This window comes from Avibacterium gallinarum (genome assembly GCF_002921135.1).
In the GTDB taxonomy this organism is placed as follows: domain Bacteria; phylum Pseudomonadota; class Gammaproteobacteria; order Enterobacterales; family Pasteurellaceae; genus Avibacterium; species Avibacterium gallinarum.
Genome location: NZ_PQVJ01000006.1, coordinates 102132 through 127076, shown reverse-complemented (window position 1 = coordinate 127076; position 24945 = coordinate 102132). Strand labels below are relative to the sequence as shown.

Genomic DNA, 24945 nt, shown 5'->3' with positions numbered 1-24945 from the left:
TAAATATGCTAAACGATGAAGATATGGCATTGTTTCGTGATGCGGTGCGAGGGGCTACGCCTTTAAAGCAAAATGAATTTGTGCCAGGTTATAGAAAAAATAAACAAAAACAAGAGCAGCGTGAGCAACGTGAAAGGGAAGATACCTTGTTCTTTTTTTCTGACGAATATGAGCCTTTGTTGAATGAAGAGGGGGCGGTGAAATATTTACGCGAGGGGGAGGATTCCTATCTGCTTAAGCAATTACGCCGTGGTGATTTTTCTCCAGAGCTATTTTTGGATTTGCACGGTTTAACCCGAGAGAAAGCGAAATTAGAGCTGGCGGCGCTAATTCAAGCTTGTGAAAAAGAGCATATCTATTGTGCAAGCATTATGACAGGCTATGGAACTTATACGTTGAAACGCCAAATCCCTTGTTGGCTTGTGCAGCACCCCCGTGTTCGAGCCTTACATCAAGCACCAAAAGAATGGGGGGGGAAGCAGCAATTTTAATTTTGCTTGATGTGTAGCGTTCTTGTTGTAAGGACGCTGTTTTTTATTTTTTAAGATAGCCTTTAAGACTATCCATTTGTTTTTCTGCTTCATTCAGCCCTAATTCATACATCGCCTGAATTTTTCGCGGATCTTTTTCAATGCGTTTGATGTGCAGATCTTGCGGTGGACGAATGACGAAAATTTTCCCTTCCTGTTCCAGCTTAATAATTTTCTCGATTTGTTGATTATAGTCTTCCGCACGTTGAATAAGCTTTTCGGCAAGGCGTGGGTATTTGCGGTAGAACCAATTAATCAGCCATTTTGCTGACGGTTTTTTGCGATAATCTAAAGTGCGGGTCAAAATGACGATAATTTTTTCGTAACCTAAGTGTTGACAAAAATCCAATGGAATACTGTCGGCAATTCCGCCATCTAAATATTTTTTACCATTAATTTCAACATATTGCGAAACAAAAGGCATTGCGGAAGTGGCGCGTAAGGTTTCCATCTGGGCAAAAGGGTCGGTGATTTTTACATATTCCGCTTGCCCTGTTTCAATATTGGTGAGCGTGGCGTAGAAATCGGTATCGGCTTGTTTGAACGCTTCGTTATCAAAGGGATCAAGGGTGAATGGCACTTGATAAAAAGCGAAATCCTTATTAACAATATTGCCTGTGGTAAATAGGCTAGTAAAGCCAAGATAGCGCTTATCATTCAAGTATTTTAGGTTATAGCGAATAACACGCCCCGCTTGTTTAGAAGGATAATTCACACCAAATAGCGCGCCAGCCGACACGCTCACAATGCCGTCAATATGCACATTTTCTTTAAGAAATACATCAAGCACGCCAGCCGTGAACATTCCACGCATCGCACCACCTTCTAACACTAATCCAACTTTCATCATCACACCCTTTGAAATACAAAGGCTGTATGATAACACTTGGTTAGGGTTCATCAAGCAATAAATTTACTTTATAATGCCAGCCCATTAGATGAAATTAGGATAGAAAAATGAAAATTGCGCTTGGCATTGAATATAACGGCAAGCATTATTTTGGCTGGCAACGGCAGGAGAGTGTTGCCAGCGTGCAAGAGCGGTTGGAAAAAGCCATTTCTTTTGTGGCGAATGAAGACTGTCAAATTTTCTGCGCAGGGCGGACGGATTCTGGCGTACACGCAACAGGGCAGGTGGTGCATTTTGAAACCAGCGCCATTCGTGCAGAAAGTGCGTGGAGTTTTGGGGTAAACGCCAATTTGCCCGATGATATTGCGGTGTCTTGGGCAAAGCAGGTTGATGAGGATTTTCACGCGCGTTTTAGTGCTACCGCACGCCGTTACCGCTATGTAATTTATAACAATAAATTGCGTTCGGCGATTTTGCCAGAAGGGGTTACCCATTATCATCAGCCATTAGATCACGCATTAATGCACCAAGCAGGGCAGGCATTGTTGGGCGAAAATGATTTTTCTTCTTTCCGTGCGGCACAATGTCAATCCAATACGCCTTGGAGAAATGTGCATCATTTGAACGTGATTAGACAAGGAAAATACATTATTGTGGATATTCAAGCCAATGCCTTTGTGCATCATATGGTGCGAAATATTGTAGGCAGCTTAATGGAAGTGGGAGCAGGGCGTCAGCCTGTGGAGTGGATAAGCTGGCTGCTTGCGCAAAAAGATCGCAAGTTGGCTGCGCCCACCGCCAAACCAGAAGGGCTTTATTTAGTGCAAGTGCATTATCCTGAACAATTTGCCATTCCGCAAAATGCACTTGGGCCACTTTATTTGTCCGATCAGTTATAGCGTTTAAAAGCTAGAATCTTAGTGCAAATTATGGTGTAATAAGCAGAATTTTTTATGAATAAGAAAGGGTTAAAATGAGCTGGATTGATCGAATTTTTAGTAAGAATACGGCATCAAACACACGCAAGGCCAACGTGCCAGAAGGGGTTTGGACAAAATGTACCTCTTGCGGACAAGTATTATATCGTGATGAATTAACGCGTAATTTAGAAGTTTGTCCAAAATGTGGACACCATATGCGTATTGATGCGCGTACACGTTTATTAGCTTTATTAGATAAAGAAAGTGCGGTGGAAATTGCCGCAGATCTTGAGCCAAAAGACATCTTAAAATTCAAAGACTTAAAAAAATATAAAGATCGTTTAACCGCAGCACAGAAAGAAACAGGCGAAAAAGATGCGTTAATCGCAATGGCAGGTACGTTATATGGTATGCCTGTGGTTGCTGCGGCGTCTAACTTTAGTTTTATGGGTGGTTCAATGGGCGCTGTGGTTGGGGCAAAATTTGTTAAAGCAGCGGAAAAAGCCATTGAAGACAATTGTCCTTTTGTCTGTTTTTCAGCCAGTGGTGGCGCACGTATGCAAGAAGCATTGATTTCGTTAATGCAAATGGCAAAAACCAGTGCAGTTTTGGCAAGAATGCGTGAAAAAGGCGTACCCTTTATTTCTGTGCTAACGGATCCAACCCTTGGTGGGGTTTCGGCAAGTTTTGCTATGCTTGGCGATATTAATATTGCTGAACCTAAAGCCTTAATTGGCTTTGCTGGCCCGCGCGTGATTGAGCAAACCGTACGCGAAAAACTGCCAGAAGGTTTCCAACGCAGCGAGTTCTTATTAGAAAAAGGGGCGATTGATATGATCGTAAAACGTGGTGATATGCGTGAAACCCTTGCGAGCTTGTTAAGCAAACTTTCTAATAAGCCTTCTCCTTTTGTGCAAGCTGAATTAGTAGAAAATCTCCCTGAGAATGAATAATCTTAAATCTTCTTTAACAGCCACTTCGCCTTTGTCGCAGTGGCTTTCTTATTTGGAACAAAGCCATTTTAAAGCCATCGATTTAGGTCTTGAGCGCATTAAATCGGTGGCAGAACAGCTTGATTTGCTCAAGCCTGCGCCTTTTGTGATCACCGTTGGTGGAACAAATGGCAAAGGCACAACCTGTCGTTTGTTGGAACAGATCTTGCTCAATGCGGGTTATCGGGTGGGCGTGTATTCTTCGCCCCATTTAATTCGCTATAACGAACGTGTTCGCATTAAAAATCAAGAATTGCCCGATGCGCAACATAGTGCCTCTTTTGCCTTTATTGAGCAGAATAAAACCCAATCTTTGACCTATTTTGAATACAGCACTTTATCGGCGTTGTATTTGTTTAAACAGGCTAAGCTTGATGTGGTGATTTTGGAAGTAGGGCTAGGCGGACGCTTAGATGCCACCAATATTGTGGATAGCGATATTGCGGTGATTACCAGCATTGATATTGATCACGCGGATTTTCTTGGTGATACCCGTGAGCAAATTGCCTTTGAGAAAGCAGGGATTTTCCGAGCGAATAAACCGGCCATTATTGGTGAGCCTGATATGCCGAATACAATGCTGGAACAAGCGCAAAAGCTGCATTGTCAGCTCAGCCGCCGTGGGGTAGATTGGACATTCAGCCAAACTGATCAAAACTGGCAATGGCAAAGTGAACACAGTCAGAATGGCGAAAATGAAAGCAAAAAAGTGCGGTTAGAAAATCTGCCTTTTCCGCATATTCCCCTAGCGAATGCAGCCACCGCTTTAGCGGTGTTGCCTTATTTGCCGTTTAACATTGCAGAACAACATATCCGTGAAGCGTTGCAAAATGTCCAACTTACAGGGCGTTTTCAACCTTTGGATAGCGCACAGCGACAGCGTTTAAGTGAACTGTTACATTGTAACGAAAAAGCCTTGCCACAAGTGATTATTGATGTAGGGCATAATCCACACGCCGCAAAATATTTGGCGGAAAAACTCACCGCACTTAAAAAACCGACGCAACGTATTCTGGCTGTTTGTGGTATTTTGAAAGATAAAGATGCCCAAGGCGTGCTTTCCCCACTGCTTGATGTGATTGATGAATGGCATTGTATTAGCTTGTCTGGCTATCGTGGACAACGTGGTGAAGAATTGTTAGCCGAACTGCAAGCGGTGGCGTTATCAGAAAACAAAACGCTGAAAGCAAGTTCATCTTCTTCAATGGAGCAAGCGCTACAAAGTGCGGTGCAAAATTCGCAAGAAAATGACGTCCTGCTAGTTTTTGGTTCATTTTATACCGTAGGGCAGTTGTTGGAATTATTAGCATAAAAAATGCCCGATTAAGGGCATTTTTTGTGGCAGTTATATATCAATGAAGTCATTATGCTAAAGACGCTACCATTACCGCTTTAATCGTGTGCATACGGTTTTCTGCTTGGTCAAAGGCGATGTTCATTGGGGATTCAAAAACGTCTTCTGTGACTTCAATACCGTTTGCTAAGTGCGGGTATTTTTCAGCGATTTTTTTGCCGACTTCGGTTTCGCAATTATGGAAAGCAGGCAGGCAGTGCATAAACTTCACTTTAGGATTGCCGCTGCGTTGCATTAGCGCAGGGGTTACTTGATAAGGCAATAGCAAATCAATGCGTTCGCCCCAGCTTTCAAGCGGTTCGCCCATTGATACCCAAACGTCTGTATGCACGAAATCAACACCTTTCACGGCAAGATCCACATCTTCTGTAATGGTGATTTTTGCCCCGGTTTGTTGCGCAAATTCTTGGCACATTGCCACTAATTCCGCTTCTGGCTGTAAGGCTTTTGGCGCACAAATGCGAACGTCCATTCCTAATTTTGCCCCGATTAATAATAATGAATTGCCCATATTATTGCGTGCATCACCAATATACACATAGCTAATTTCTGACAACGGTTTGTCGCAATGTTCCATCATTGTAAGCACATCTGCCAGCATTTGGGTTGGGTGGAATTCATCAGTTAAGCCGTTAAAGACTGGCACACCCGCATATTCGGCGAGTTCATTCACCACCGCTTGTTTAAAGCCACGATATTCAATGGCATCATACATTCTTCCGAGTACGCGTGCGGTGTCTTTCATACTTTCTTTATGTCCAATTTGGGAAGAATTCGGATCAATGTAGGTAACGTTCGCCCCTTGATCATAAGCCGCCACTTCAAAGGCGCAGCGTGTGCGGGTGGAGGTTTTTTCAAAAATTAAGGCGATGTTTTTGCCTTTTAATTTAGGCTGTTCTGTGCCTGCATATTTGGCGCGTTTTAAGTCTTTGGCAAGTTGTAGCAAAAACTTAATTTCTTCTGGGGTGTGGTGCACAAGACTAAGTAAATGACGATTTTTTAAATTGAAAGGCATAATAGTTTCCTCTTATGTTGTGTTTGCAAATTTTGTTGGTATATTACTGATTTCTTTTCGGTGAATAAAGGTAAAAATATGTTAGATCAAGCATTATTAAGTTTAACCCACGAACAGCAGCAAGAAGCGGTAGAAAAAATTCAAGCATTAATGGAGCAGGGCGTAAGCAGTGGTGAAGCCATTGCGATGGTAGCAAAAGCATTGCGCGAACAACATCAACAAAATGCAGAAAATCATTCACGTTAAGTAATAATTTCATAGCTAAATAAAAAATTTTGGAGTAATTTTTTATTTGCTGAACTGTGTAAGCAACGCATATATAAAGAAATTTTGTGATCTCTGTTTGATTTTAGAAGATTTGTTATTGCGAAAAAGTGAAATTTATTTGAATATTTACTCGAAAAATTAGGGAATAAGGCGAGTGCTTTATTGGTTTTCAAAGTTCTATCTGAGATAGAAAATCCATTTAGAGGTTAAATGTTTATTATGGAAGTTGGTGTTGTTAAATGGTTCAATAATGCAAAAGGGTTTGGATTTATTTCAGCGGAAGGCAATGACGCAGATATTTTTGCGCATTATTCTGTGATTGAAATGGAAGGTTATCGTTCGTTAAAAGCAGGGCAAAAAGTCAATTTTGAAGCTGTGCACGGTGATAAAGGTTCTCACGCAACCAAAATTGTCCCAGTAGTAGAATAAACAAAATTATTTCAGATCCTTTAAGAATAAGGCAAAGCGAAATGCTTTGCCTTTTCTCTTTTTCCTTTTCTTCTTTCTAATTTAGTTCTCTTGTGCAATTTTTCTATTATGAAAAATCACATAAATATGCGGGAGAATTTGACTGATCATATTCAATTGTTGAATAGGAATTCCTACCTCAGATTGGCTTAGCCTTTCCCCTTGTTGCTCGTTGAGCTGTTGTAAGGATTGATGAATATTTTCTTGTAGCTTGTCAAATACAGGCTGAGATAAGGATTCAATATGCTCCAAGGCGTAAATCAATTTCTTCGCAATGGGGTAATATTCTGCCATAAAATCAATATTTTGCTGAATTTGCTTAATGTGTTTGCGATATGCGCCGAGGGCGGAAATGTAGCTTAACAAGGAATAATTCAGTTTTAGCATTTCAAAGCCTTCTTGTAAGTGATCTTTATATTTTTCTGGATCACTGTTCATATTTGACATCGTGGCGCTAAGTGCGGTGGCATATTCGTGCGCTTTTCGCCGTGCGATGCGATATTGCAAGCTATCACATTTGCCAAATTGTAACTGGCTGATGATATACAACAAATATTTGCCGTCACTTTGAATGGCTTGATGAATCACTTTATTGAGCTGTAAATATTTCCAATCAGGCCATAAATAAGACACGGCAACCCACGCAATAAATGAGCCAGCTAAGGTATCAATTAAGCGTGAATAAAGGGCCGAGTGAATATCAATCCCGATAATATTAAAGCTAATTAGCACCTGTAAGGTGATGAAAAAAGTGGAAAAGCTGTAATTATTACTGCGGAAAAAGAAGAACAAGGTGCTAGTGGCAACCACCAAGCCCATTTGTAACTCCAAAGTAGGCTGTGCATAAGGCAATAATGAACCAATAATCACCCCTAAAATGGTGCCGATAATACGCTGTTTTAAACGTAATTTAGTGGCGGCATAGTTCGGCTGGCAAACAAAAACCGCGGTGAGCAAAATCCAATAACCACGCGAAAGCTGTAAAAATTCTACGATGGTACAGCAGACAAAAACCACAATAGAAAGTCTTACGGCGTGGCGGAAAAGCTGCGAATCAAAACTTAAATGGCTGCGAATAGTGAGCCAAATATTTTTGAAGCCTTTTACATCGCTGTCATCGTGAATTTTGACCCAACGATGATGTGTTTCAGACGCTTCAGGTGTTTGCCCTAAATGGCGTAACTGCCAATCCACCCCTTGCAAATTATTAATTAAGGTTTTGATCGCCGTGTTTTGCGTATCATCTTGATGAGTTTGCGCATAATGTTCAAAGGATTGATTTACCCCAGTGATGGCACGTTCTAAACGTGCGTTGTAACTGTAATGGGTGTTTTGTTGCAGACTTTGCGCAAAATCGCGACAAGCCTGCGCCTGTAATTCTAAAAGGCGTTGGATACGGAAAATTAAATCCGTATTCTTAAGTTGCTGAGTTAAAACTTGATAATCAAAATAACTGGAATTGGCGCGTTCGTGAATATCTTGCGCGGCAAAATAATAGTTAATCATTTGCGTGGTGCGAGTGTGGCGATATTGCCCACGGATACGATAAAACAGGGCAGTGCGACACGCGTTAAAGGCATTAATCAGCTGACTATTTTTCATTGCAAGGGTAATTTGCTTGCTTTCTAGTTGATCTATATCATCAGGATCAAAAAACAAGGATTTTGCTTCTAAATATTCCGCTAGTGCCACAAAAGATTTCGCCACCGCATCTTGCACGGGGCGGTTTGGGAAAAACAGATAAACCACAATGGCGGTAATGCTATATAGCAATGTGCCTAATAAAATTAATAGGGAATTGAGATACCACAGGGTTTCGGGCTGATAGGTTAGAGTGGTGTAAAGGGCAACCACCAACGTGCCAAAAGAAATGGTGTTGTAACGTTGTCCCACCGCGCCAATCATCGTAAAAATAAAGGTGATGACCGTCATTAACAGAGTGAACGCAATGCCATTACCGAGCGTGAGCTGAACGCTAAGGGTGGACACCGAAAAGGCCAGTAGGGTATAAAAAATATTTTTTAACCGCCCAGTTAAGCGGTTGTCTAAATCCGCCAGACCACCTGCGATAATGCCGAGTACCAACGGCATACTTTGCTGCGAAATATCCAATAACCACACGGAAAAAGCCGCAATATTGACAGCAATAAAAACAGGAATGGTGGCGATAACCTTTGCGTTCAGCCAGTTATTCATTCTTTGTGCAATCCTTAAAAGGCAAAAATTTTCATTATTTTAACCGCTCTTTTAAATAATTGGCATAATCTGGCACGCGAATTTCCACCTTTTGATTAAATAATTGACTTTGCACCAGAAAATCCGCACTGGCCATATTCATTGCCACAGGAATATTCCACACCGTAGCAATACGCATTAAGGCTTTGACATCAGGATCGTGCGGTACAGCATTCATTGGATCCCAAAAGAAAATCAGCACATCAATTTTTTGCTCCGCAATTAATGCACCAAGTTGCTGATCGCCGCCCATCGGGCCACTTAATAATGGGGTGATGGGTAAATCAGTTTCCGCTTGGATTAAATTGCCTGTTGTGCCAGTGCCATAAAGCGTATGCTCAGAAAGTAAAGTGCGGTGCTTTTTACACCAATTTATTAAATCTTGCTTACAATGATCGTGAGCAACCAAGGCAATGTGTTTGCTTTCTGTAAGCTGGCGAGTGGTATTTTGCATTTTTCCTCCAGATAGCAAAAAGTGAGCCTAAAGCCCACTTTTTCTTAATCAATCATTAGCGATTATTTTTGTTTCTTCGCCCAGTTCAAGAAACGTGCTTGTGTTTCTTTGTCGGCTTGTTGGAACCAATATTGTAATTGTTGTTCCACCACATTTTCACCTTGTACGGTAATTTTGCCTTTTTGCGCTTTTGCTGCAGAAGGAAGTGCTGCAGGCATTGCGGTTGTCGCAAAAGAAGATACTGAAGCAACCGCCCCTGACGCATTGTACTCAGAAAGATTGTCAATGAGATTTAAGCCAGGTAAGAAACCTTCTTGTTTTAAAAGATCTTGCTTAAACGGCACATTTTTTCCTGAAACAGTTTTTACACTAACAACAGGGTTTTTATTATAAGCTGCGGTTTCACGCTCATCTTCAAGGTGTGGTGCAGAAATAACCACATCTTCTGCTGTACCTTGGAAAGTAACGATGATTGGATTTGATTCAAATAATGTACGGTCAGAACCGCCTGATCTCACCACTTCACTTACACGCACCACAACTTGGTGAGTTTGCGCATCATCGGCTTTAAAAGAATTGGTTGATTTTAAAAGAGATTTACTTGCTTTTTGTCCGTCAATGGCTAAAAAATCAACATTAGATGAACTGGTTACCATACCGGCAAAACTTGCAGTGCTGGTTAATAAAGCTGCGGTAGCTAATGCAGCAAAACGAAATTTCATATTCGCTCCTTTCATATAAGGGATAATGTTTTATTTTGATTCACTTTAATCATCTAAAGTGTACTTGGCTATGCTATTCTAATTTGGCAAAAATGAAAATAAAAAATTGTATTTTTGCTTAAAATTTGTGAGGTTAAATGGCATTGGAGTGATTTTGGATCATTGGGAGGGAAAATGAAAGTTAAAAAATTTGCCGTTTATGGGCGTGTGCAAGGCGTGGGTTTTCGCTATTTCACTTGGAAAGAAGCCTGCAAAATTGGGCTAACAGGCTGGGTAAAAAATCTTTCGGACGGAAGTGTTTTAGTGATCGCCAAAGGGTCGGAAGAACAATTAACCCAGCTTTATCAATGGTTGCAGCTCGGCTCGCCCAGTGCGGTGGTAAAACAAGTGATAATAGAAGACTATCCTGATAATGAGAGTTTCCAGGATTTTTCTGTGCGCCGTACTTAAGTCATTGTCGTTAAAAGATTAGACTTTGCTTCGATTTAACGCAATCAGACAGCCGATTAACACAACACTTGCCCCTAAGGCTTGGGCAAGGTTGATCCGTTCACCTAAGGTGTAATAACCAATGATCGCGGTAGAAATCGGCACGAGCAATTGGAGCAAATTAAAGGTGACAATGCCTTGTTTTTGCACAATATAAAAAGCAAACAACATTCCCGTTGCCATTCCATAAATCCCTGCCAAAGCAAGGGCGCTGAGCATTAGCCTTGGGGGGTGTTGAAGTTCGGCAATTTTGCCAGAATATAGGGCAAGCGCTAAGAAAATCAGCCCTGCAAGGGTGGCGGTGGACGCACTAATGACAAAAACGGGCAATTTTTGCACCGCACTTTTCACCAGTAAATTTTGTAGGGACTGAATAAAAATACCTAAAAATAAAAACACGGCGCCAAGGACAAATTGCTGTTCGCCCTCTTGCTGATTTCCATTCAAGACAAAAATAAATGAGCCAATAATGGCAAGCAACGATCCCAAATAAAAACCACGCTGTTTCACTTTTTGCCGTTCATCAGCGAAAAAAATCGCTGCTATGGCAATCCCTAAAGGCATTGCTAAAATGCCAAAAATACTGCCAGAAAGGGCGGAAGTAAGCCTTAATCCATTAATAAAGAAATACATATTCCCTGCCATAAAAACGCCCAGTAACAGCAAGGTGAGCAACAAGCGTGGCTGTTTGAAAATCTCTAATAAGGTACTTCTAAATTTGAATGCGCAGATCAGGATAAACAGAATACCGCCCGATAAAAAACGCACGGCATTGTTATTGAAAGTGTCAAAATGTAGGCTCATCAGGCGTAAAATCGGGAAACCAAGCCCCATTAGCAAAATATACAGTGCATTGGTGCTGAGCGTTGTTTTCATCGGCGACCTACCTTATTTGATGGGACGAAATTTGCGATAGCCCAAAGCCAGCACAAAACACAGGGCTTGCAATAAAATAATCGTTGGGCCAGTGGCAGCATCAAGATGATAACTCAGAATGATGCCTAAAAAACTGCTGCTTGTGGCAGTTGCAATGGCGATTAAGAGCATTTTGTTGAAATTCTTACTCAGCACATAAGCGGTAATCCCCGGCGAAATCAGCATTGCCGTGACTAAAATAATGCCCACCACTTGCATTGTGCTAATAATGGTTAAAGCGAGCAAAAACAGTAAACCGTAATGCAATGTTGTTACCGCAAGCCCGATAACGCGCGCGTGATTGGGATCAAAACAGAAAAGCAGAAAATCTTGTTTTTTCAGCAAGATAACCAGCAAAACAAGGGCGGCGATAATCAGCGTTTGGATTAATTCTTGCGGTGTGATGCCTAATAAGTTACCGAATAAAATATGCGTTAAGTGCTGCTCAGTTTCCACTTTGCTGAATAATACGAGCCCTAGCGCGAACATTCCGGAAAACATAATCCCCATTACAGTGTCTTCTTTAATTCGGCTGTGAGATTTTAAATAGCCAATACCAAAGGCACACAGCAAGCCTGAAACTAGCGCGCCGATGGCTAAAGGAATGCTGGCCACATAAGCTAACACGATGCCCGGTAAAACCGAATGGGAAATGGCATCGCCCATTAGCGACCAGCCTTTTAAAATCAAAAAACAAGAAAGCACGGCACAAATCACCGCAATGATTAACGCCATAAACAAGGCATTTTGCATAAAGGGGTAACTGAGCGGCTCAAGCCACCAATTCGTATCAGCCCAGCTCATTATGTTGCTCCTTATTGGCGGCGCGCTTATGGCGTAAAATACCGTATTTGGGGGAAAGGAAAAACGCGCTCAAGAAAAGTGCGGTCTGAAAACAGACAATTAATCCGCCTGTTGCGCCGTCTAAATAATAGCTGATGTACACACCAAGTACACTACTGCTTATGCCAAGGCTTACCGCAATCATCACTAAGGTTTTAAAGCGATCTGTGAGCAAATATGCCGTTGCCCCCGGCGTGATAACCATTGCGATCACTAAAATTGCACCAACGGTTTGCAACGCCGCCACCACACAAGCGCTTAATAAGGTGAAAAATAATATTTTGTAATGAAGCGGCGACAGTCCCACGGCGGAGGCTTGCATTTCATCAAAAAAGACTAATAACAGATCTTTCCAAAAAATCAGCAATAGCACAAAACAAATGCTGATAATAATGGCCACTTGCCAAATATCTTCCGTTGAAATGCCTAACAAATTGCCTAATACAATATCTTGCACATTAATGGCGGTGGGATTAAGGGAAATGATAAATAATCCGAGAGCAAAAAAGGTGGTAAAAATAAAACCGATCACCGCATCTTGGCGTAAATTGGACAAGGATTTCACCCAGAGAATAGAAAGTGCGGCTAAAATTCCTGAAAAAAATGCACCGATCACATAAGGAAAAGAAAAGGCATAGGCGATGGCAACGCCGGGAACAACCGAATGAGAAAGCGCATCGCCAATCAATGACCAGCCTTTCAGCATTAAATAAGCAGATAAAAAAGCACAAATACCGCCCACCATTGCGCTTAACACAAAGGCGTTAATCATATAATCATACTGGAAAGGTTCTAATAATAAGGCGATCATTGGCTGTTCTCTTTGTCAGTACGACAGGGGCAATCTTCCAGATTACAATCACGTACGATTGGCGCAGGCGGATCATTTTTCGTTTGTCCGTAAAATACGGCGGGCAGTTCATCATCGGTAAGCACCGTTACGGTACGCTCATCTTCATCATCGTGCAAATCACGCCCACTCAGCTTCACGTTACGCAGCACGCCACCGAAAACTTGCTCTAAATTTTGCTGAGTAAAGGTGGTGGCGGTGCTACCTTGTGCAAGCACGGTGCGGTTAATCATAATCACTTGATCACAATAATCTGGCACTGCGCCTAAATTATGGGTAGAAACTAAAATTAAATAACCTTCTTCACGCAAGTTGGCAAGCAAGTCCATAATCGCTGCTTCCGTTTGCACATCAACGCCGGTGAAAGGTTCATCAAGCAGAATAATTTTACTTTTTTGTGCCAGCGCTCGAGCCAGAAACACGCGTTTTTTCTGTCCGCCTGAAAGCTCGCCAATTTGACGCTGCGCAAGGTGTGCGATATTTAACCGCGCCATTGCAAGCTGAACTTCTTGTTTATCAAGTGCGGTGGGAATTCTGAGAAAATTCATATAACCATACCGCCCCATCATCACCACATCGTAAACGGATACAGGAAATTGCCAATCCACTTCTTCACTTTGTGGTACATAGGCGATTAAATTTTGCTTTAACGCTTTCTTAATCGGCTGATCGCACAGCAACACTTGCCCTTGTTGCGGTTTTACCAAGCCCATTAAACTTTTGAATAAAGTGGATTTTCCACTGCCATTCACCCCCACTAAAGCACAGGTCGTGCCGCCTTGTAGCTGAAAAGACACATTATGAATGGCGGTGTGTCCGTTGTTATAACGAACAGTTACGTCCTGTACTTCAATGGTGGGCTGATTATTGGGCATTTTCAAATCCTTCAATAATGGTGGTAATGGTGGTGTTAAGCAAATCTAAATAGGTGGGAACTGGCCCTTTGGCGTTGGAAAGGGAATCCACATAAAGTACGCCGCCATAATGAATTTGGCTTTCTTTCGCCACTTGTTGCGCAGGCTTTGGCGAAATGGTGCTTTCGCTGAAAATCACCGGAATCTGATGTTGGCGAATTAAATCAATCATTTTACGCACTTGCTGTGGCGTGCCTTGCTGTTCTGCATTCACCGCCCAAAGATAAACTTCATTAAACCCATAATCTTGTGCTAAATAACTAAATGCCCCTTCAGAAGTGGCAAGCCAGCGTTGTGCTTGGGGAATTTTGTCCAATTTAGGGCGAAGTGTGCTATCTAAAGTGCGGATCTTTTTGGCGTAATTTTCTGCATTTTGGCGGTAAGTTTCGGCATTTTGCGGATCATATTTGATCAGCGCATTTTTGATATTTTCTACATAAATTAATGCGTTGCTTGGCGACATCCACGCGTGGGGATTAGGAATTTTTTTCTCACCATTTTCTGCAATAAAAATAGGCTGAATGCCTTCGGTAAGCACGACCGCCGGTTTATCTTTTACATTCTGGAAAAAACGCTCAAACCAACGTTCTAAGTTTAACCCGTTCCATAGCACAAGATCTGCTGACTGCGATTTAACAATATCTTTTGGCGTTGGTTCATAGCCGTGAATTTCCGCGCCTGCTTTGGTGATGGATTCCACGCTGGCGGCATCACCAGCAATATTTTGCGCCATATCTTGAATAATGGTAAAGGTGGTAACCACTTTGAATTTGGCATAGCTTGCACCGCTAAACAACATTGCGGCAGAAAGCGCGATGGTAGCGAACTGTTTCAACATAAATTCTCCTTTTAATGAATCGTTTACCGCTATTATAAAGCACAAAGTTTATTAAGTAAATGCGAATAATTCTCAAGTTATAGACATTTTGCTGGTTTTGGTAACCCTGCCAGTTTTGTGGCTTGCTTGGCTGGCCCTTCTGGGAATAAACGTTGTAAATAACGGCTGTTGCCCTTATCTTCACCTAATTTTTGTGCCATTGCTTTCACCAACATTCTGATCGCTGGTGAAGTGTTGTATTCCTGATAAAAATCACGCACAAAATGAATCACTTCCCAATGAGCTTCGGTTAAGCTCAGCCCTTCCTTTTCTGCAATAGCCAGTGCGACTTCAGGCGTCCATTGCGTTAAATCCAACAAATAGCCTTCGTTATCGGTTTCAATAATCGTATCGTTAATATTGAGCATTTTTGTTTCCTTATTCATCTGTTTAATTATACAAAAACGCCCCTAAAAAGGGGCGCTGAATTTACCAATTAAAGCAATAATTAATCATTGCGTAAAATACCAAGCAAGTTTAATAAACTCACAAAGATATTATAAATAGACACATAAAGGCTTACTGTTGCGCGAATATAGTTAGTTTCGCCGCCGTGAATGATGCTGCTGGTTTGATATAAAATGCCCATACTAGAGAACACGATAAATAATGAGCTTAACGCCACATAGAATGCTGGCATTTTAAAGAAGAAGCTGGCGATCATTCCTACCACAAGCACGATAAACAAGGTAAACATCATACCAGAAAGGAATGACATATCTTTTTTCGTGCTGAGGACATAGAAAGAACAGGCAAAGAACACTGCTGCCGTGCCGCCAAGGGCAAGAGCGATTAAATCACCTAAACCTGCGCCAATATACATATTTAATACTGGTCCTAAAGAATAACCAATAAAACCAGTTAAAGCGAAAGTGGAAAGAATCCCCCACGCACTGTTTTCTAAGGCGCTATTTAAAAATAATAAGCCATAAAAGCCCACCAATAACACACCAAAATGTAATGGGGCAACATTTAATGTCATTGCCACATAAGCAACAACCGCAGAAAAAGTTAAGGTTAACGCCAATAAGAAATAAGTGTTGCGTAACACCTTGTTGGTGGCCAACACCGATTCTTGACGGCTGTCTTCAACGATTAAACGAGATTGCATAAATGCTCCTGTTATTAATATAAAAATCAAGGCTATAAAGTATAGGCTAGTGGGGGAAAAGTCAATGAATGTCGATGGATTTTTATCAGTTTAACATTGGCTTGCATAGGAAAAAAACGTGAGGATTGTTATAATTCAACACAATTTTGAAGAAATCAGCAACAAAACAAATAACAATGCAATTAGAAAAAAACTTTTGGCAGCATAAATCGCTGTTAGAAATGAATGAAGCAGAATGGGAAGCTCTGTGCGATGGTTGCGGCAAATGCTGTTATCGTAAATTTATTGAGGGGCGTGGGCGACGCAAAAAGCTGTATTTCACTCGCATTGCCTGCAATTTGCTTAATTTAGACACCGCGAAGTGCGGTAATTACGCGCAACGTTTTCAACTTGAACCAGATTGCACCAAACTCACCAAAAAGAATTTGCCAGATTTCCATTGGCTGCCAGCCACCTGTGCCTATCGGTTATTATATGAAAATAAACCGCTGTTTGATTGGCATCCGTTAATTTCTGGCGATCCCAATAGCGTAAAGCTCGCGCATATTCCTATTGAAAACGGCATTCACGAAAAAGATGTGATTGATTGGTTTGAGTTTGTGATTGATGATGAGTAAAGATAAATAAAAAAGTGCGGTAATTTTTACCGCACTTTTTCTATATATTTTCTAGATAGTGAATTTAGCGTGAGTGAGTTGCTCATTCATTGGATTTTTAGGATCTTCGCCAAAACGATTTCTCCCCTGTGTTCCGTCTAAACAAGCAAAGACGAATAGCACAATAAAACCGATTACAGGGATAAAGCCAATTAATAACCACCAGCCAGAGCGATCGGTATCGTGTAATCGTCTTACTCTCACCGCTAAAGAGGGGATTAAGGTCGCAAGTCCATAAACGCCACTAAATCCAAAATCGTTATTAAGCAAAACAACATCGAGTAAACCTAAAATTACATACAATAAAAAATCAACCGCAGTAAACCACCAAAATTCTTTACGTCTTGCGCGCCCATTAAATTGCGCATAATTTTTTAGTACATACAAATACCAGTTCATTTTTATCCTTTAATTTTCCTTGAAAAATTTAATTATTCTAGAAATTGGCAATATCTCTGTCAATTAGCAAATTTTTGTCTTTAAAAGAAAAAATCTTTATTTGACGAAGATCACGAATTTAAAGGAAACCGTTTGCTTTTAACTCATTGATTTGTAGAATGAAGTTAATTCTCCAGTATTTATGGTTGTTGGAAAAGCATATGGATATTAGCGCAACACTTCAAGCAAAGGCTGAGAAATTAGGCATTGCCATTTCTCATTATGATATTAACGGCAATTTGATTTATGCCAATCCAGAGAGTTTGGCGTATTTTATTGAGCTGCTTTCCTTACAGCGAGAAAATCCAGAGGACATAGAGAATAAAAGTGCGGTGCAATTTGATGATGTTTTTGTGGCGCGGGAGGGAGAAACCATTGTTTATGATATTGCACGGTTAAATCTCGACAGCCATATTCTTCAAGTTACCTTATTTAATGAACAACATCAGTCTGTAACACCACTTTCCTTTTCTAATCATCAACTTTCTTTTCCTGCGCAGCCTTTTGGCTATTATCTTTTACAGCTTTCCAGCCGCGAAAGAAATTACCACGTTCGCCTTTTCGTTAGCCCGAAAACCGCCTATCAACCTGCGATTTTTCAACAGCAAAAAGCGTGGGGCTTGAATGTTCAGCTTTATAGTTTACGTTCAGCACGAAATTGGGGGATTGGGGATTTTGCTGATTTGGCTTATTTGGTGGAACAGGGCGTGATATATGGGGCAGAATTTATCGGGATTAACCCCTTACACGCAATGTATTCCGCCGTGCCTGAATGGGCAAGTCCTTATAGTTCAGCATCAAGACGCTATTTGAATTGGCTTTACCTTGCCATTGACCAGCTGCCAGAATATAAATTGTGTAAATCCGTGCAAAATTGGCTGAATCAAGAGAATATTCAACAGCAACTTGCGGTGTTACGCCAAGCAGAGCAAGTGAATTATACGGAAATTACGCAGCTAAAATTCACCGTACTTGAGAAACTTTATGCTTATTTCCAACGTAGCCGTGCGGCAAAAATGCAGCAACGACAAAAAGCCTTTGCGGATTTTGTTAAACAACAGGGCAGAGGCTTGTTATATCAAGGCTTATTTGAATGGTTGGATCGCCAAAGTTACCATCAAGCCATTGAGCAAGAAAATCAAATTGGTTGGCTGGGTTGGCAACAATATCAACAACTTAATGATAAACAACGGGATAAATTAATCCGTCAGCACAAAGACCAAGTGATGTTTTATTGCTGGCTACAATGGCTGGCGCAAGAACAGCTCAATCATCTGCAAACCTTATGCCAAGCGAAAGGAATGCGCTTAGGTATCTATGGCGATTTAGCCGTAAGCAGCTCAAGGGGCAGTGCGGATGTATGGGCTGATCCTGCGCTTTATTGCGTTGATGCTTCTGTGGGCGCTCCGCCTGATCCACTTGGCCCAGTGGGGCAAAATTGGAATATTCCGCCTTATAATCCGACTGAGTTAAAAGCTCGCGGTTTTCAGCCTTTTATTGAATTATTGCGTGCCAATATGCAGCATTTTGGTGTGCTGCGCATTGATCACATTATGGGACTGTTCCGCTTATGGCTTATTCCCCCTGAAAAAACTGCCGCAGATGGGCTTTACGTGCATTATCCTTTTGCTGAATTAATGGCAATTTTAGCCATTGAGAGCCAGCGTAATCAATGTCTTGTAGTGGGCGAGGATTTAGGCACTGTGCCTGATGAAGTGCGGTGGAAATTAAATGAATTTCAGATTTTTTCCTATTTTGTGCTGTATTTTGAACAACGTAATTTGCAATATCCTGATAAGCACGCTTTCCCAATTAACGCCTTTGCCACTATTGGCACGCACGATGTTCCGTCTTTAAGTAGCTTTTGGCATTGCCGCGATTTGGAACTTTTCGCCCAACTTGGCGTGTTACAAGGAGACGTGTTGAAACAGAAATATGATCAGCGTGTCATTGACAAACAGGCCTTACTCAATAGTCTGCACCGCGATCAATATTTACCTGATGATTACTGGGGCGATGCGCTCAGTATGGCAATGCACCAAAACTTAATGCGGGTGATTCATCTTTATTTGGCAGAAAGCCAAACCAAGCTCATTGGCGTACAGTTAGAAAATTTATTGGAGCAAGAAATTTCCTTCAATTTACCAGGGACGTCATTGGAATATCCAAATTGGCGAATGAGATTATATCGTTCCATTGAAGAAATCTTTTCTGACGAAAAAATCACCGCACTTTTAACCGAAATTAACCAAGCGCGTCTGCGATAAGAGGTTTATATGAATAAATTCCTTCCACAAGAAACCATTAATGCGTTTTTCAACGGCACACATTCCGATCCGTTTTCCGTGTTAGGTATGCACGAAACAGAAAAAGGCATTGAAATCCGCGTGTTATTGCCTGATGCGGATAGAGTCGTGATTGTTAATAAAGAAAATCAGCAAAAGGTGTGCGAATTAGATTGTCTTGATGAACGTGGTTTTTTCGCCGGTGTAGTGCCTGATACACGCAGTTTTTTTGCGTATCAGCTTGAAGTTTATTGGGGCAATGAACCACAAATTATTGAAGATCCTTATCGCTTCCACCCAATGATTCAAGAGCTAGATAATTGGTTGTTGGCAGAAGGTTCTCATTTACGTCCTTATGAAATTCTCGGTGCGCATTTTATGGAATGTGAAGGCGTGTCGGGCGTGAATTTCCGTTTATGGGCGCCGAATGCGAAACGAGTTTCTGTGGTGGGCGATTTCAACTATTGGGACGGTCGCCGCCACCCAATGCGTTTTCACGCGTCCAGTGGGATTTGGGAATTATTTGTGCCAAAAGCAGCGCTTGGACAACTGTATAAGTTTGAAGTGTTAGATTGCAACGATCAGCTACGCTTAAAAGCCGATCCTTATGCCTTTAGCTCACAGCTTCGCCCTGATACGGCTTCACAAATTAGCCCATTGCCAGATGTGGTGGAAATGACCGAACAACGCCGCAAAGCGAACCAGTTCGATCAGCCAATTTCTATTTATGAAGTGCATTTAGGTTCTTGGCGGCGTAATCTGGAAAATAATTTCTGGCTAGATTATGACCAAATTGCAGACGAGCTTATTCCTTATGTGAAAGAAATGGGCTTTACCCATATTGAATTTCTGCCTTTATCGGAATTTCCATTTGACGGATCTTGGGGCTATCAGCCTATTGGACTTTATTCGCCAACCAGCCGTTTTGGCACACCAGAAGGCTTTAAACGCTTAGTCGATAAAGCCCACGAAGCTGGCATTAATGTGATTTTAGATTGGGTGCCAGGGCATTTCCCAAGTGATACTCACGGTTTGGTAGCCTTTGACGGTACGGCGTTGTATGAACACGCCGATCCAAGAGAGGGCTATCATCAAGATTGGAATACCTTAATTTATAACTACGGCCGCCACGAAGTAAAAAACTTCTTATCAGGCAATGCGTTATATTGGCTTGAACGCTTTGGTTTAGATGGCTTGCGTGTCGATGCAGTGGCATCAATGATTTACCGCGATTACAGCCGCTCAGACGGCGAGTGGATTCCAAATCAATATGGCGGCCGTGAAAATTTAGAAGCCATTGAGTTTTTAAAACATACCAATTATGTCCTTGGTACGGAAAATGCGGGGGCAATTACCATTGCGGAAGAATCCACGTCCTTTGCTGGCGTTACCCACCCACCGCAAGACGGCGGTTTAGGTTTCCACTTCAAATGGAATATGGGCTGGATGAACGACACCCTTGCCTATATGAAAAGAGATCCGATTTATCGCCAACATCATCACGATCAAATGACCTTTGGAATGATGTATCAATATAGCGAAAACTTTGTGTTGCCACTTTCTCACGATGAAGTCGTACACGGCAAAGGCTCACTGATCGGAAAAATGCCGGGTGATGCGTGGCAACAATTTGCTAATTTGCGTGCTTATTATGGCTATATGTGGGGCTATCCAGGTAAAAAATTGCTCTTTATGGGCAACGAATTTGCGCAAGGACGTGAATGGAATTATCAAGAAAGCCTAGATTGGTTCTTGCTTGATGAAAGTATTGGCGGTGGCTGGCATAAAGGCGTATTAAATTTAGTGCGAGATTTAAACCGCACTTATCAAAATCACCCTGCGCTATACCAATTAGATTGCGATCCAAAAGGCTTTAATTGGCTTGTGGTGGACGATTATCAAAATTCTGTGTTCGTGTTTGAGCGTTGCAGCCGCGATGATGAGCGCATTATTGTGATCAGTAACTTCACGCCAGTGCCACGTTATGATTATCGCTTTGGCGTGAATGAAGCAGGCGTGTATGAAGAAATTCTTAATACGGATTCTTATTTCTACCAAGGTTCTAACGTGGGCAACCAAGGGGAAGTGGTGAGTGAAGAAATTCCAAGCCACGATAAAGATCATTCTATTTCCGTAACCATTCCGCCATTGGCAACCATTTATTTAAAATGGAAAAAGCCTGCAAAAAGTACAAAAAAAGCGCAAAGTACAAAAGCAGAAAAAGTGAAAAAAGCTGAAAAAACGGACGCAGCAGAAAAAGGGCAAAAGGCGAAAACAGCGAAAACTGAAAAAGCGGCAAGCGTAACGAAAGCCAATACAGCTAAAAGCAAAAAAGCCACGAAGAAAAAAGCATAAGTAAAACGGATAAATGGATAGCACAATGATCAGCACGGCGGTAGGAAAGCCTTATCCCTTAGGAAGTAGCGTTGAAATTTTGCAATATGATTCAGGTGAGAAAAAAGTGGGGTGGAATTTTGCCTTATTTTCTTCCTGCGCAGAAAACGTCAAATTATGTTTATTTTTTGATGGACAAGAATTGCCACTGGAAATGTACCAAAGCGATGATGTTTGGCATTTGTGGGTGGGCGATTTGCCTTATGGCACGCAATATGGCTTTCGTATTACAGGAAAAGACGGCGCATTGTGCAACCCACAAAAATTAATGCTTGATCCTTATGCCAAAGCTGTCATCGGCAAGCCAGATTTAAGTAGCGATGAAAAACGGCAATGGTTTTTGCTTAGTGATCTGAGAGATAACGCGCATCTTGCCCCAAAAGCCGTATTGGAAAGCGAAGCGTTTGATTGGCAAGGTGATAAACCCTTAGCCACACCTTGGGCAGAAACCATTATTTATGAATTGCACGTTAAAGGTTTCACGCAACTGAGAGAAGATTTGCCTGAAGCCATTCGTGGCACTTATGCGGGTTTAGCGCACCCCACAATGATCGCCTATTTAAAAGAACTTGGCATAAGTGCGGTGGAAATTTTGCCCATAAATTATCACCTTGATGAACCCCATTTACAGGAAAAAGGCTTAGCCAATTATTGGGGATACAGCCCTTTAGCAATGTTTGCGGTGGAATCGGAATATTGGTCAGGGCAGACAGGCACAACGCCATTAAGCGAATTTAAAACAATGGTTCGCGCACTTCACCAAGCGGGCATTGAAGTGATTTTAGATGTGGTATTCAACCACAGTATGGAATCAGAAAAACATTTTCCAACCTTTAGCCAGCGTGGAATTGATGATCGGACTTACTATTGGCAAAACCCACAAGGGGAATATCTAAACGCCACAGGCTGCGGCAATACCTTAAATTTAGCCAATGATATTACTCGCCGTTGGGTGTTGGATTGCTTAATTTATTGGGTAGAAGAATGCCATATTGATGGTTTTCGTTTTGATCTTGCCACAGTGTTAGGCAGAGAAACCCCAGACTTTAACCCACAGGCACAGTTGTTTGCAGAAATCGCGCAAGAGCCACGTTTACAGCACTGTAAATTTATTGCAGAACCTTGGGACATTGGCGAGGGGGGCTATCAAGTAGGCAATTTCCCGAGCTATTTTGCCGAATGGAACGATCGTTTCCGTGATGATATGTGCCGTTTTTGGCTGTGGAAAAGTGGTGAATTAGGCGGTTTTGCGCAACGTTTCGCAGGTTCAAGCGACATTTATCAAAATGGCGATCGCAAGCCGCATAATTCGGTGAATTTTATCACGGCGCACGATGGCTTTACCCTGTGCGATCTCACCAGTTATAACGAAAAACATAATCTTGCCAATGGCGAGCAAAACCGTGATGGGCGTAATGAAAATTATAGTTATAACCACGGCATAGAGGGCGTGGAAAATATCCCTGATGACGTGAAATATCAACGCTTTCTAAGCGCTTGTGGCTTGCTAGGCTGTTTATTGTTAGCCAATGGCACGCCAATGCTGCTAGCTGGTGATGAATTTGGGCATAGCCAACAAGGCAACAATAACGCCTATTGCCAAGATAACGAAATCACTTGGTTAAATTGGCAGGAATTTCAACCGCACTTATTTGAAGCGGTAAAACAATTTATTGCATTGCGTAAAACGATCCCAAGCCTACAACGGGATCAATGGTGGACAGATGACAATGTGCAATGGCGCAATCCACAAGGGGAATTAATGCGTGTGGAAGATTGGCACAATCCCCATAGCAAAGCAATACAAATTCAATTAGATGAAGATTGGTTACTTTTAATCAATGCAAAAGCAGAATTACAAACATTCTTGTTGCCAGATGGGAAATGGGAAGTTGTGTATAGCGGTGCATCGGTACAAATGCAAGGAAATCGATGGGCTGTAAATGATCTCGCATTCGTATGTTGCACGAGAAAAAAGGAAATGACTATTGAGCAATCAATAAATTAATGCGAGGAAAATGCAATGAGCAACAGTATATCAAAATCACCAAATAAATATGATCTTGTGAAAGATACCTTGGTGTTAATTTTAGCAGGGGGACGTGGCTCAAGACTTTATGAGCTAACAGATAAACGCGCAAAACCGGCACTTTATTTTGGCGGCAACAGACGAATTATTGATTTTGCCTTATCCAACTGTATTAACTCAGGGCTAAACCATATTGGTGTGGTTACCCAATATGCGGCACATTCTTTATTACGCCATTTGCAAAAAGGTTGGTCATTTTTACCGCAAGAGCGGGGTGAGTTCATTGATATGCTCCCAGCGCGTCAGCAAATTGATGATTCCACTTGGTATCGTGGCACGGCAGATGCGGTGTATCAAAATATGGCGATTATTCGCGATCATTACTGCCCGAAATACATTCTGATTTTGGCAGGCGATCACATCTACAAACAAGATTACAGCCAAATGTTGCTCGATCACGTTTCTAGCAATGCAAAATGTACGGTGGGCTGTATTGAAGTAGAGCGAGAAAAAGCCTGCGAATTTGGTGTAATGGCAGTGGACGAAAATCTTAAAGTAAAAGCCTTTGTGGAAAAACCGAAAGATCCCCCAGCAATGGCAGGCAAACCTAACGTATCCTTAGCTTCGATGGGGATTTATGTGTTTAACGCCGATTACCTTTACGATATTTTAGAGCGTGAAGTGAACACTCCTTACACTTCCCACGATTTCGGTAAAGATGTGTTGCCAAAATGTTTAGAAGAAGGCACGCTTTATGCCCACCCATTTAGCCGTTCTTGTATGGGACGCAACACCGATGGCGAAATTTACTGGCGTGATGTGGGAACATTGGACAGTTTCTGGCAATCCAACATTGACTTGGTTTCTGAAAATCCACAGTTGGATATTTATGATCAGCGCTGGCCAATTCGTGGTAACCCAACGCAAACTTACCCGTCAAAATTCTTTTATAGCAAATCAGACATTAAACCAGTAGATAACTGTTTGATTTCAGGTGGTTGCGTGATTACCGATGCGTCCATTAGCTATTCTGTTCTATTTGATCGCGTTACCGTGCAAGAGGGTTCATTGGTGGATCACAGTGTGGTGCTACCGCAAGTAACTATTGGTAAAAATTGTACGCTCAAACGCTGTATCATCGATCGCCATAGTGTGATTCCAGATGGAATGCAAATTGGTGTGGATTTAGAACTGGATAGCAAACGTTTTAGAGTGAGTAGCGGCGGTGTCGTGCTAGTTACCGCTTCAATGTTAAAGAAGCTCAATGGTGAAAAAATCGCCTTTGAAGCCCATTTAGATTAATACAAAGCCAAGAGAAGTGCGGTGGAATTTTTATG

At 41.8% G+C, this 24945-nt stretch carries 24 protein-coding genes and 1 pseudogene; 12 read left to right on the top strand and 13 right to left on the bottom strand.

Annotation, left to right across the window (positions count from 1 at the left end):
• The first annotated feature begins 5 nt into the window (after positions 1-5).
• Positions 6-508 (top strand): annotated as a pseudogene (smrB, locus tag C3007_RS02230) (endonuclease SmrB).
• 26 nt (positions 509-534) lie between these two features.
• Here smrB and C3007_RS02225 read toward each other — a convergent pair.
• Positions 535-1377, bottom strand: coding sequence for a patatin-like phospholipase family protein (locus C3007_RS02225; RefSeq protein ID WP_103852885.1), 843 nt, complete (start codon positions 1375-1377; stop codon positions 535-537).
• Positions 1378-1487: 110 nt separating this feature from the next.
• Here C3007_RS02225 and truA point away from each other — a divergent pair, with 110 nt between their 5' ends.
• The 3 genes from truA (at position 1488) to folC (ending at position 4604) form a co-directional block, all read left to right on the top strand.
• On the top strand, positions 1488-2279 hold the full coding sequence (gene truA / locus C3007_RS02220; RefSeq protein WP_103852884.1) for a tRNA pseudouridine(38-40) synthase TruA: 792 nt from the start codon (positions 1488-1490) through the stop codon (positions 2277-2279).
• 74 nt (positions 2280-2353) lie between these two features.
• Positions 2354-3253 (top strand): acetyl-CoA carboxylase, carboxyltransferase subunit beta, encoded by a 900-nt coding sequence (accD, locus tag C3007_RS02215; protein WP_103852883.1) that lies wholly within the window; start codon positions 2354-2356, stop codon positions 3251-3253.
• A complete protein-coding gene (gene folC / locus C3007_RS02210; protein WP_103852882.1) occupies positions 3246-4604 on the top strand; it encodes a bifunctional tetrahydrofolate synthase/dihydrofolate synthase in 1359 nt (452 codons plus the stop codon). The genes accD and folC overlap by 8 nt, the downstream gene beginning before the upstream one ends.
• A gap of 52 nt (positions 4605-4656) precedes the next feature.
• Here the strand turns inward: folC and C3007_RS02205 are convergent, their stop codons facing one another.
• Positions 4657-5661, bottom strand: coding sequence for an ornithine carbamoyltransferase (locus C3007_RS02205; RefSeq protein WP_103852881.1), 1005 nt, complete (start codon positions 5659-5661; stop codon positions 4657-4659).
• A gap of 78 nt (positions 5662-5739) precedes the next feature.
• On the opposite strand from C3007_RS02205, the gene C3007_RS02200 reads away from it, so the two are divergent.
• Positions 5740-5907, top strand: coding sequence for a YoaH family protein (locus tag C3007_RS02200; RefSeq protein ID WP_103852880.1), 168 nt, complete (start codon positions 5740-5742; stop codon positions 5905-5907).
• Between the two features lie 240 nt (positions 5908-6147).
• The gene (gene cspD / locus C3007_RS02195; RefSeq protein WP_103852945.1) at positions 6148-6357 is read left to right on the top strand and encodes a cold shock domain-containing protein CspD; all 210 of its coding nucleotides are present in this window, start codon (positions 6148-6150) and stop codon (positions 6355-6357) included.
• Positions 6358-6438: 81 nt separating this feature from the next.
• Here cspD and yccS read toward each other — a convergent pair whose 3' ends face one another.
• From yccS to C3007_RS02180, 3 genes are all read right to left on the bottom strand, one after another.
• The gene (yccS, locus tag C3007_RS02190) at positions 6439-8592 is read right to left on the bottom strand and encodes a YccS family putative transporter (RefSeq protein ID WP_103852879.1); all 2154 of its coding nucleotides are present in this window, start codon (positions 8590-8592) and stop codon (positions 6439-6441) included.
• A 34-nt stretch (positions 8593-8626) separates the two neighbouring features.
• Positions 8627-9085, bottom strand: a complete 459-nt coding sequence (gene mgsA, locus C3007_RS02185; RefSeq protein ID WP_103852878.1) for a methylglyoxal synthase — start codon at positions 9083-9085, stop codon at positions 8627-8629.
• Between the two features lie 62 nt (positions 9086-9147).
• Positions 9148-9807 carry a curli polymerization inhibitor CsgI-related protein gene (locus C3007_RS02180; protein WP_103852877.1) on the bottom strand — a complete coding sequence of 220 codons (660 nt, stop codon included), beginning with the start codon at positions 9805-9807 and terminating at the stop codon, positions 9148-9150.
• Positions 9808-9981: 174 nt separating this feature from the next.
• On the opposite strand from C3007_RS02180, the gene C3007_RS02175 reads away from it, so the two are divergent.
• Entirely contained in the window at positions 9982-10257 is a 276-nt protein-coding gene (locus C3007_RS02175) for an acylphosphatase (protein WP_103852876.1), read from the top strand.
• Positions 10258-10275: 18 nt separating this feature from the next.
• Here C3007_RS02175 and C3007_RS02170 read toward each other — a convergent pair whose 3' ends face one another.
• The 7 genes from C3007_RS02170 to C3007_RS02140 form a co-directional block, all read right to left on the bottom strand.
• The gene (locus tag C3007_RS02170; RefSeq protein WP_103852875.1) at positions 10276-11172 is read right to left on the bottom strand and encodes a DMT family transporter; all 897 of its coding nucleotides are present in this window, start codon (positions 11170-11172) and stop codon (positions 10276-10278) included.
• A gap of 12 nt (positions 11173-11184) precedes the next feature.
• A complete protein-coding gene (locus C3007_RS02165; protein WP_103852874.1) occupies positions 11185-12015 on the bottom strand; it encodes a metal ABC transporter permease in 831 nt (276 codons plus the stop codon).
• Positions 12002-12865, bottom strand: coding sequence for a metal ABC transporter permease (locus tag C3007_RS02160; protein WP_103852873.1), 864 nt, complete (start codon positions 12863-12865; stop codon positions 12002-12004). Before C3007_RS02160 ends, C3007_RS02165 begins: the two co-directional genes overlap by 14 nt.
• The gene (locus tag C3007_RS02155) at positions 12862-13779 is read right to left on the bottom strand and encodes an ATP-binding cassette domain-containing protein (RefSeq protein WP_103852872.1); all 918 of its coding nucleotides are present in this window, start codon (positions 13777-13779) and stop codon (positions 12862-12864) included. The genes C3007_RS02160 and C3007_RS02155 overlap by 4 nt, the downstream gene beginning before the upstream one ends.
• The gene (locus C3007_RS02150; protein ID WP_103852871.1) at positions 13769-14656 is read right to left on the bottom strand and encodes a metal ABC transporter substrate-binding protein; all 888 of its coding nucleotides are present in this window, start codon (positions 14654-14656) and stop codon (positions 13769-13771) included. Before C3007_RS02150 ends, C3007_RS02155 begins: the two co-directional genes overlap by 11 nt.
• 77 nt (positions 14657-14733) lie before the next feature.
• Complete coding sequence (locus C3007_RS02145) at positions 14734-15063, bottom strand: TusE/DsrC/DsvC family sulfur relay protein (RefSeq protein WP_103852870.1); 330 nt, start codon at positions 15061-15063, stop codon at positions 14734-14736.
• Between the two features lie 80 nt (positions 15064-15143).
• Positions 15144-15806 (bottom strand): Bax inhibitor-1/YccA family protein, encoded by a 663-nt coding sequence (locus C3007_RS02140; protein WP_103852869.1) that lies wholly within the window; start codon positions 15804-15806, stop codon positions 15144-15146.
• Positions 15807-15982: 176 nt separating this feature from the next.
• Here C3007_RS02140 and C3007_RS02135 point away from each other — a divergent pair, with 176 nt between their 5' ends.
• Positions 15983-16423, top strand: a complete 441-nt coding sequence (locus tag C3007_RS02135) for a YcgN family cysteine cluster protein (RefSeq protein ID WP_103852868.1) — start codon at positions 15983-15985, stop codon at positions 16421-16423.
• Positions 16424-16474: 51 nt separating this feature from the next.
• On the opposite strand, the gene C3007_RS02130 is transcribed toward C3007_RS02135, so the two are convergent.
• A complete protein-coding gene (locus C3007_RS02130) occupies positions 16475-16861 on the bottom strand; it encodes a DUF805 domain-containing protein (protein ID WP_103852867.1) in 387 nt (128 codons plus the stop codon).
• A gap of 200 nt (positions 16862-17061) precedes the next feature.
• Between C3007_RS02130 and malQ the strand changes: the two genes are divergently transcribed.
• The 4 genes from malQ to glgC are packed head-to-tail and all read left to right on the top strand — an operon-like array spanning position 17062 to position 24910.
• On the top strand, positions 17062-19167 hold the full coding sequence (malQ, locus tag C3007_RS02125) for a 4-alpha-glucanotransferase (RefSeq protein ID WP_103852866.1): 2106 nt from the start codon (positions 17062-17064) through the stop codon (positions 19165-19167).
• Between the two features lie 9 nt (positions 19168-19176).
• Positions 19177-21540, top strand: a complete 2364-nt coding sequence (gene glgB, locus C3007_RS02120; RefSeq protein WP_103852865.1) for a 1,4-alpha-glucan branching protein GlgB — start codon at positions 19177-19179, stop codon at positions 21538-21540.
• A gap of 25 nt (positions 21541-21565) precedes the next feature.
• The gene (gene glgX, locus C3007_RS02115) at positions 21566-23587 is read left to right on the top strand and encodes a glycogen debranching protein GlgX (protein WP_103852864.1); all 2022 of its coding nucleotides are present in this window, start codon (positions 21566-21568) and stop codon (positions 23585-23587) included.
• 15 nt (positions 23588-23602) lie between these two features.
• Positions 23603-24910 carry a glucose-1-phosphate adenylyltransferase gene (gene glgC / locus C3007_RS02110; protein ID WP_103852863.1) on the top strand — a complete coding sequence of 436 codons (1308 nt, stop codon included), beginning with the start codon at positions 23603-23605 and terminating at the stop codon, positions 24908-24910.
• Positions 24911-24945 lie beyond the last annotated feature (35 nt).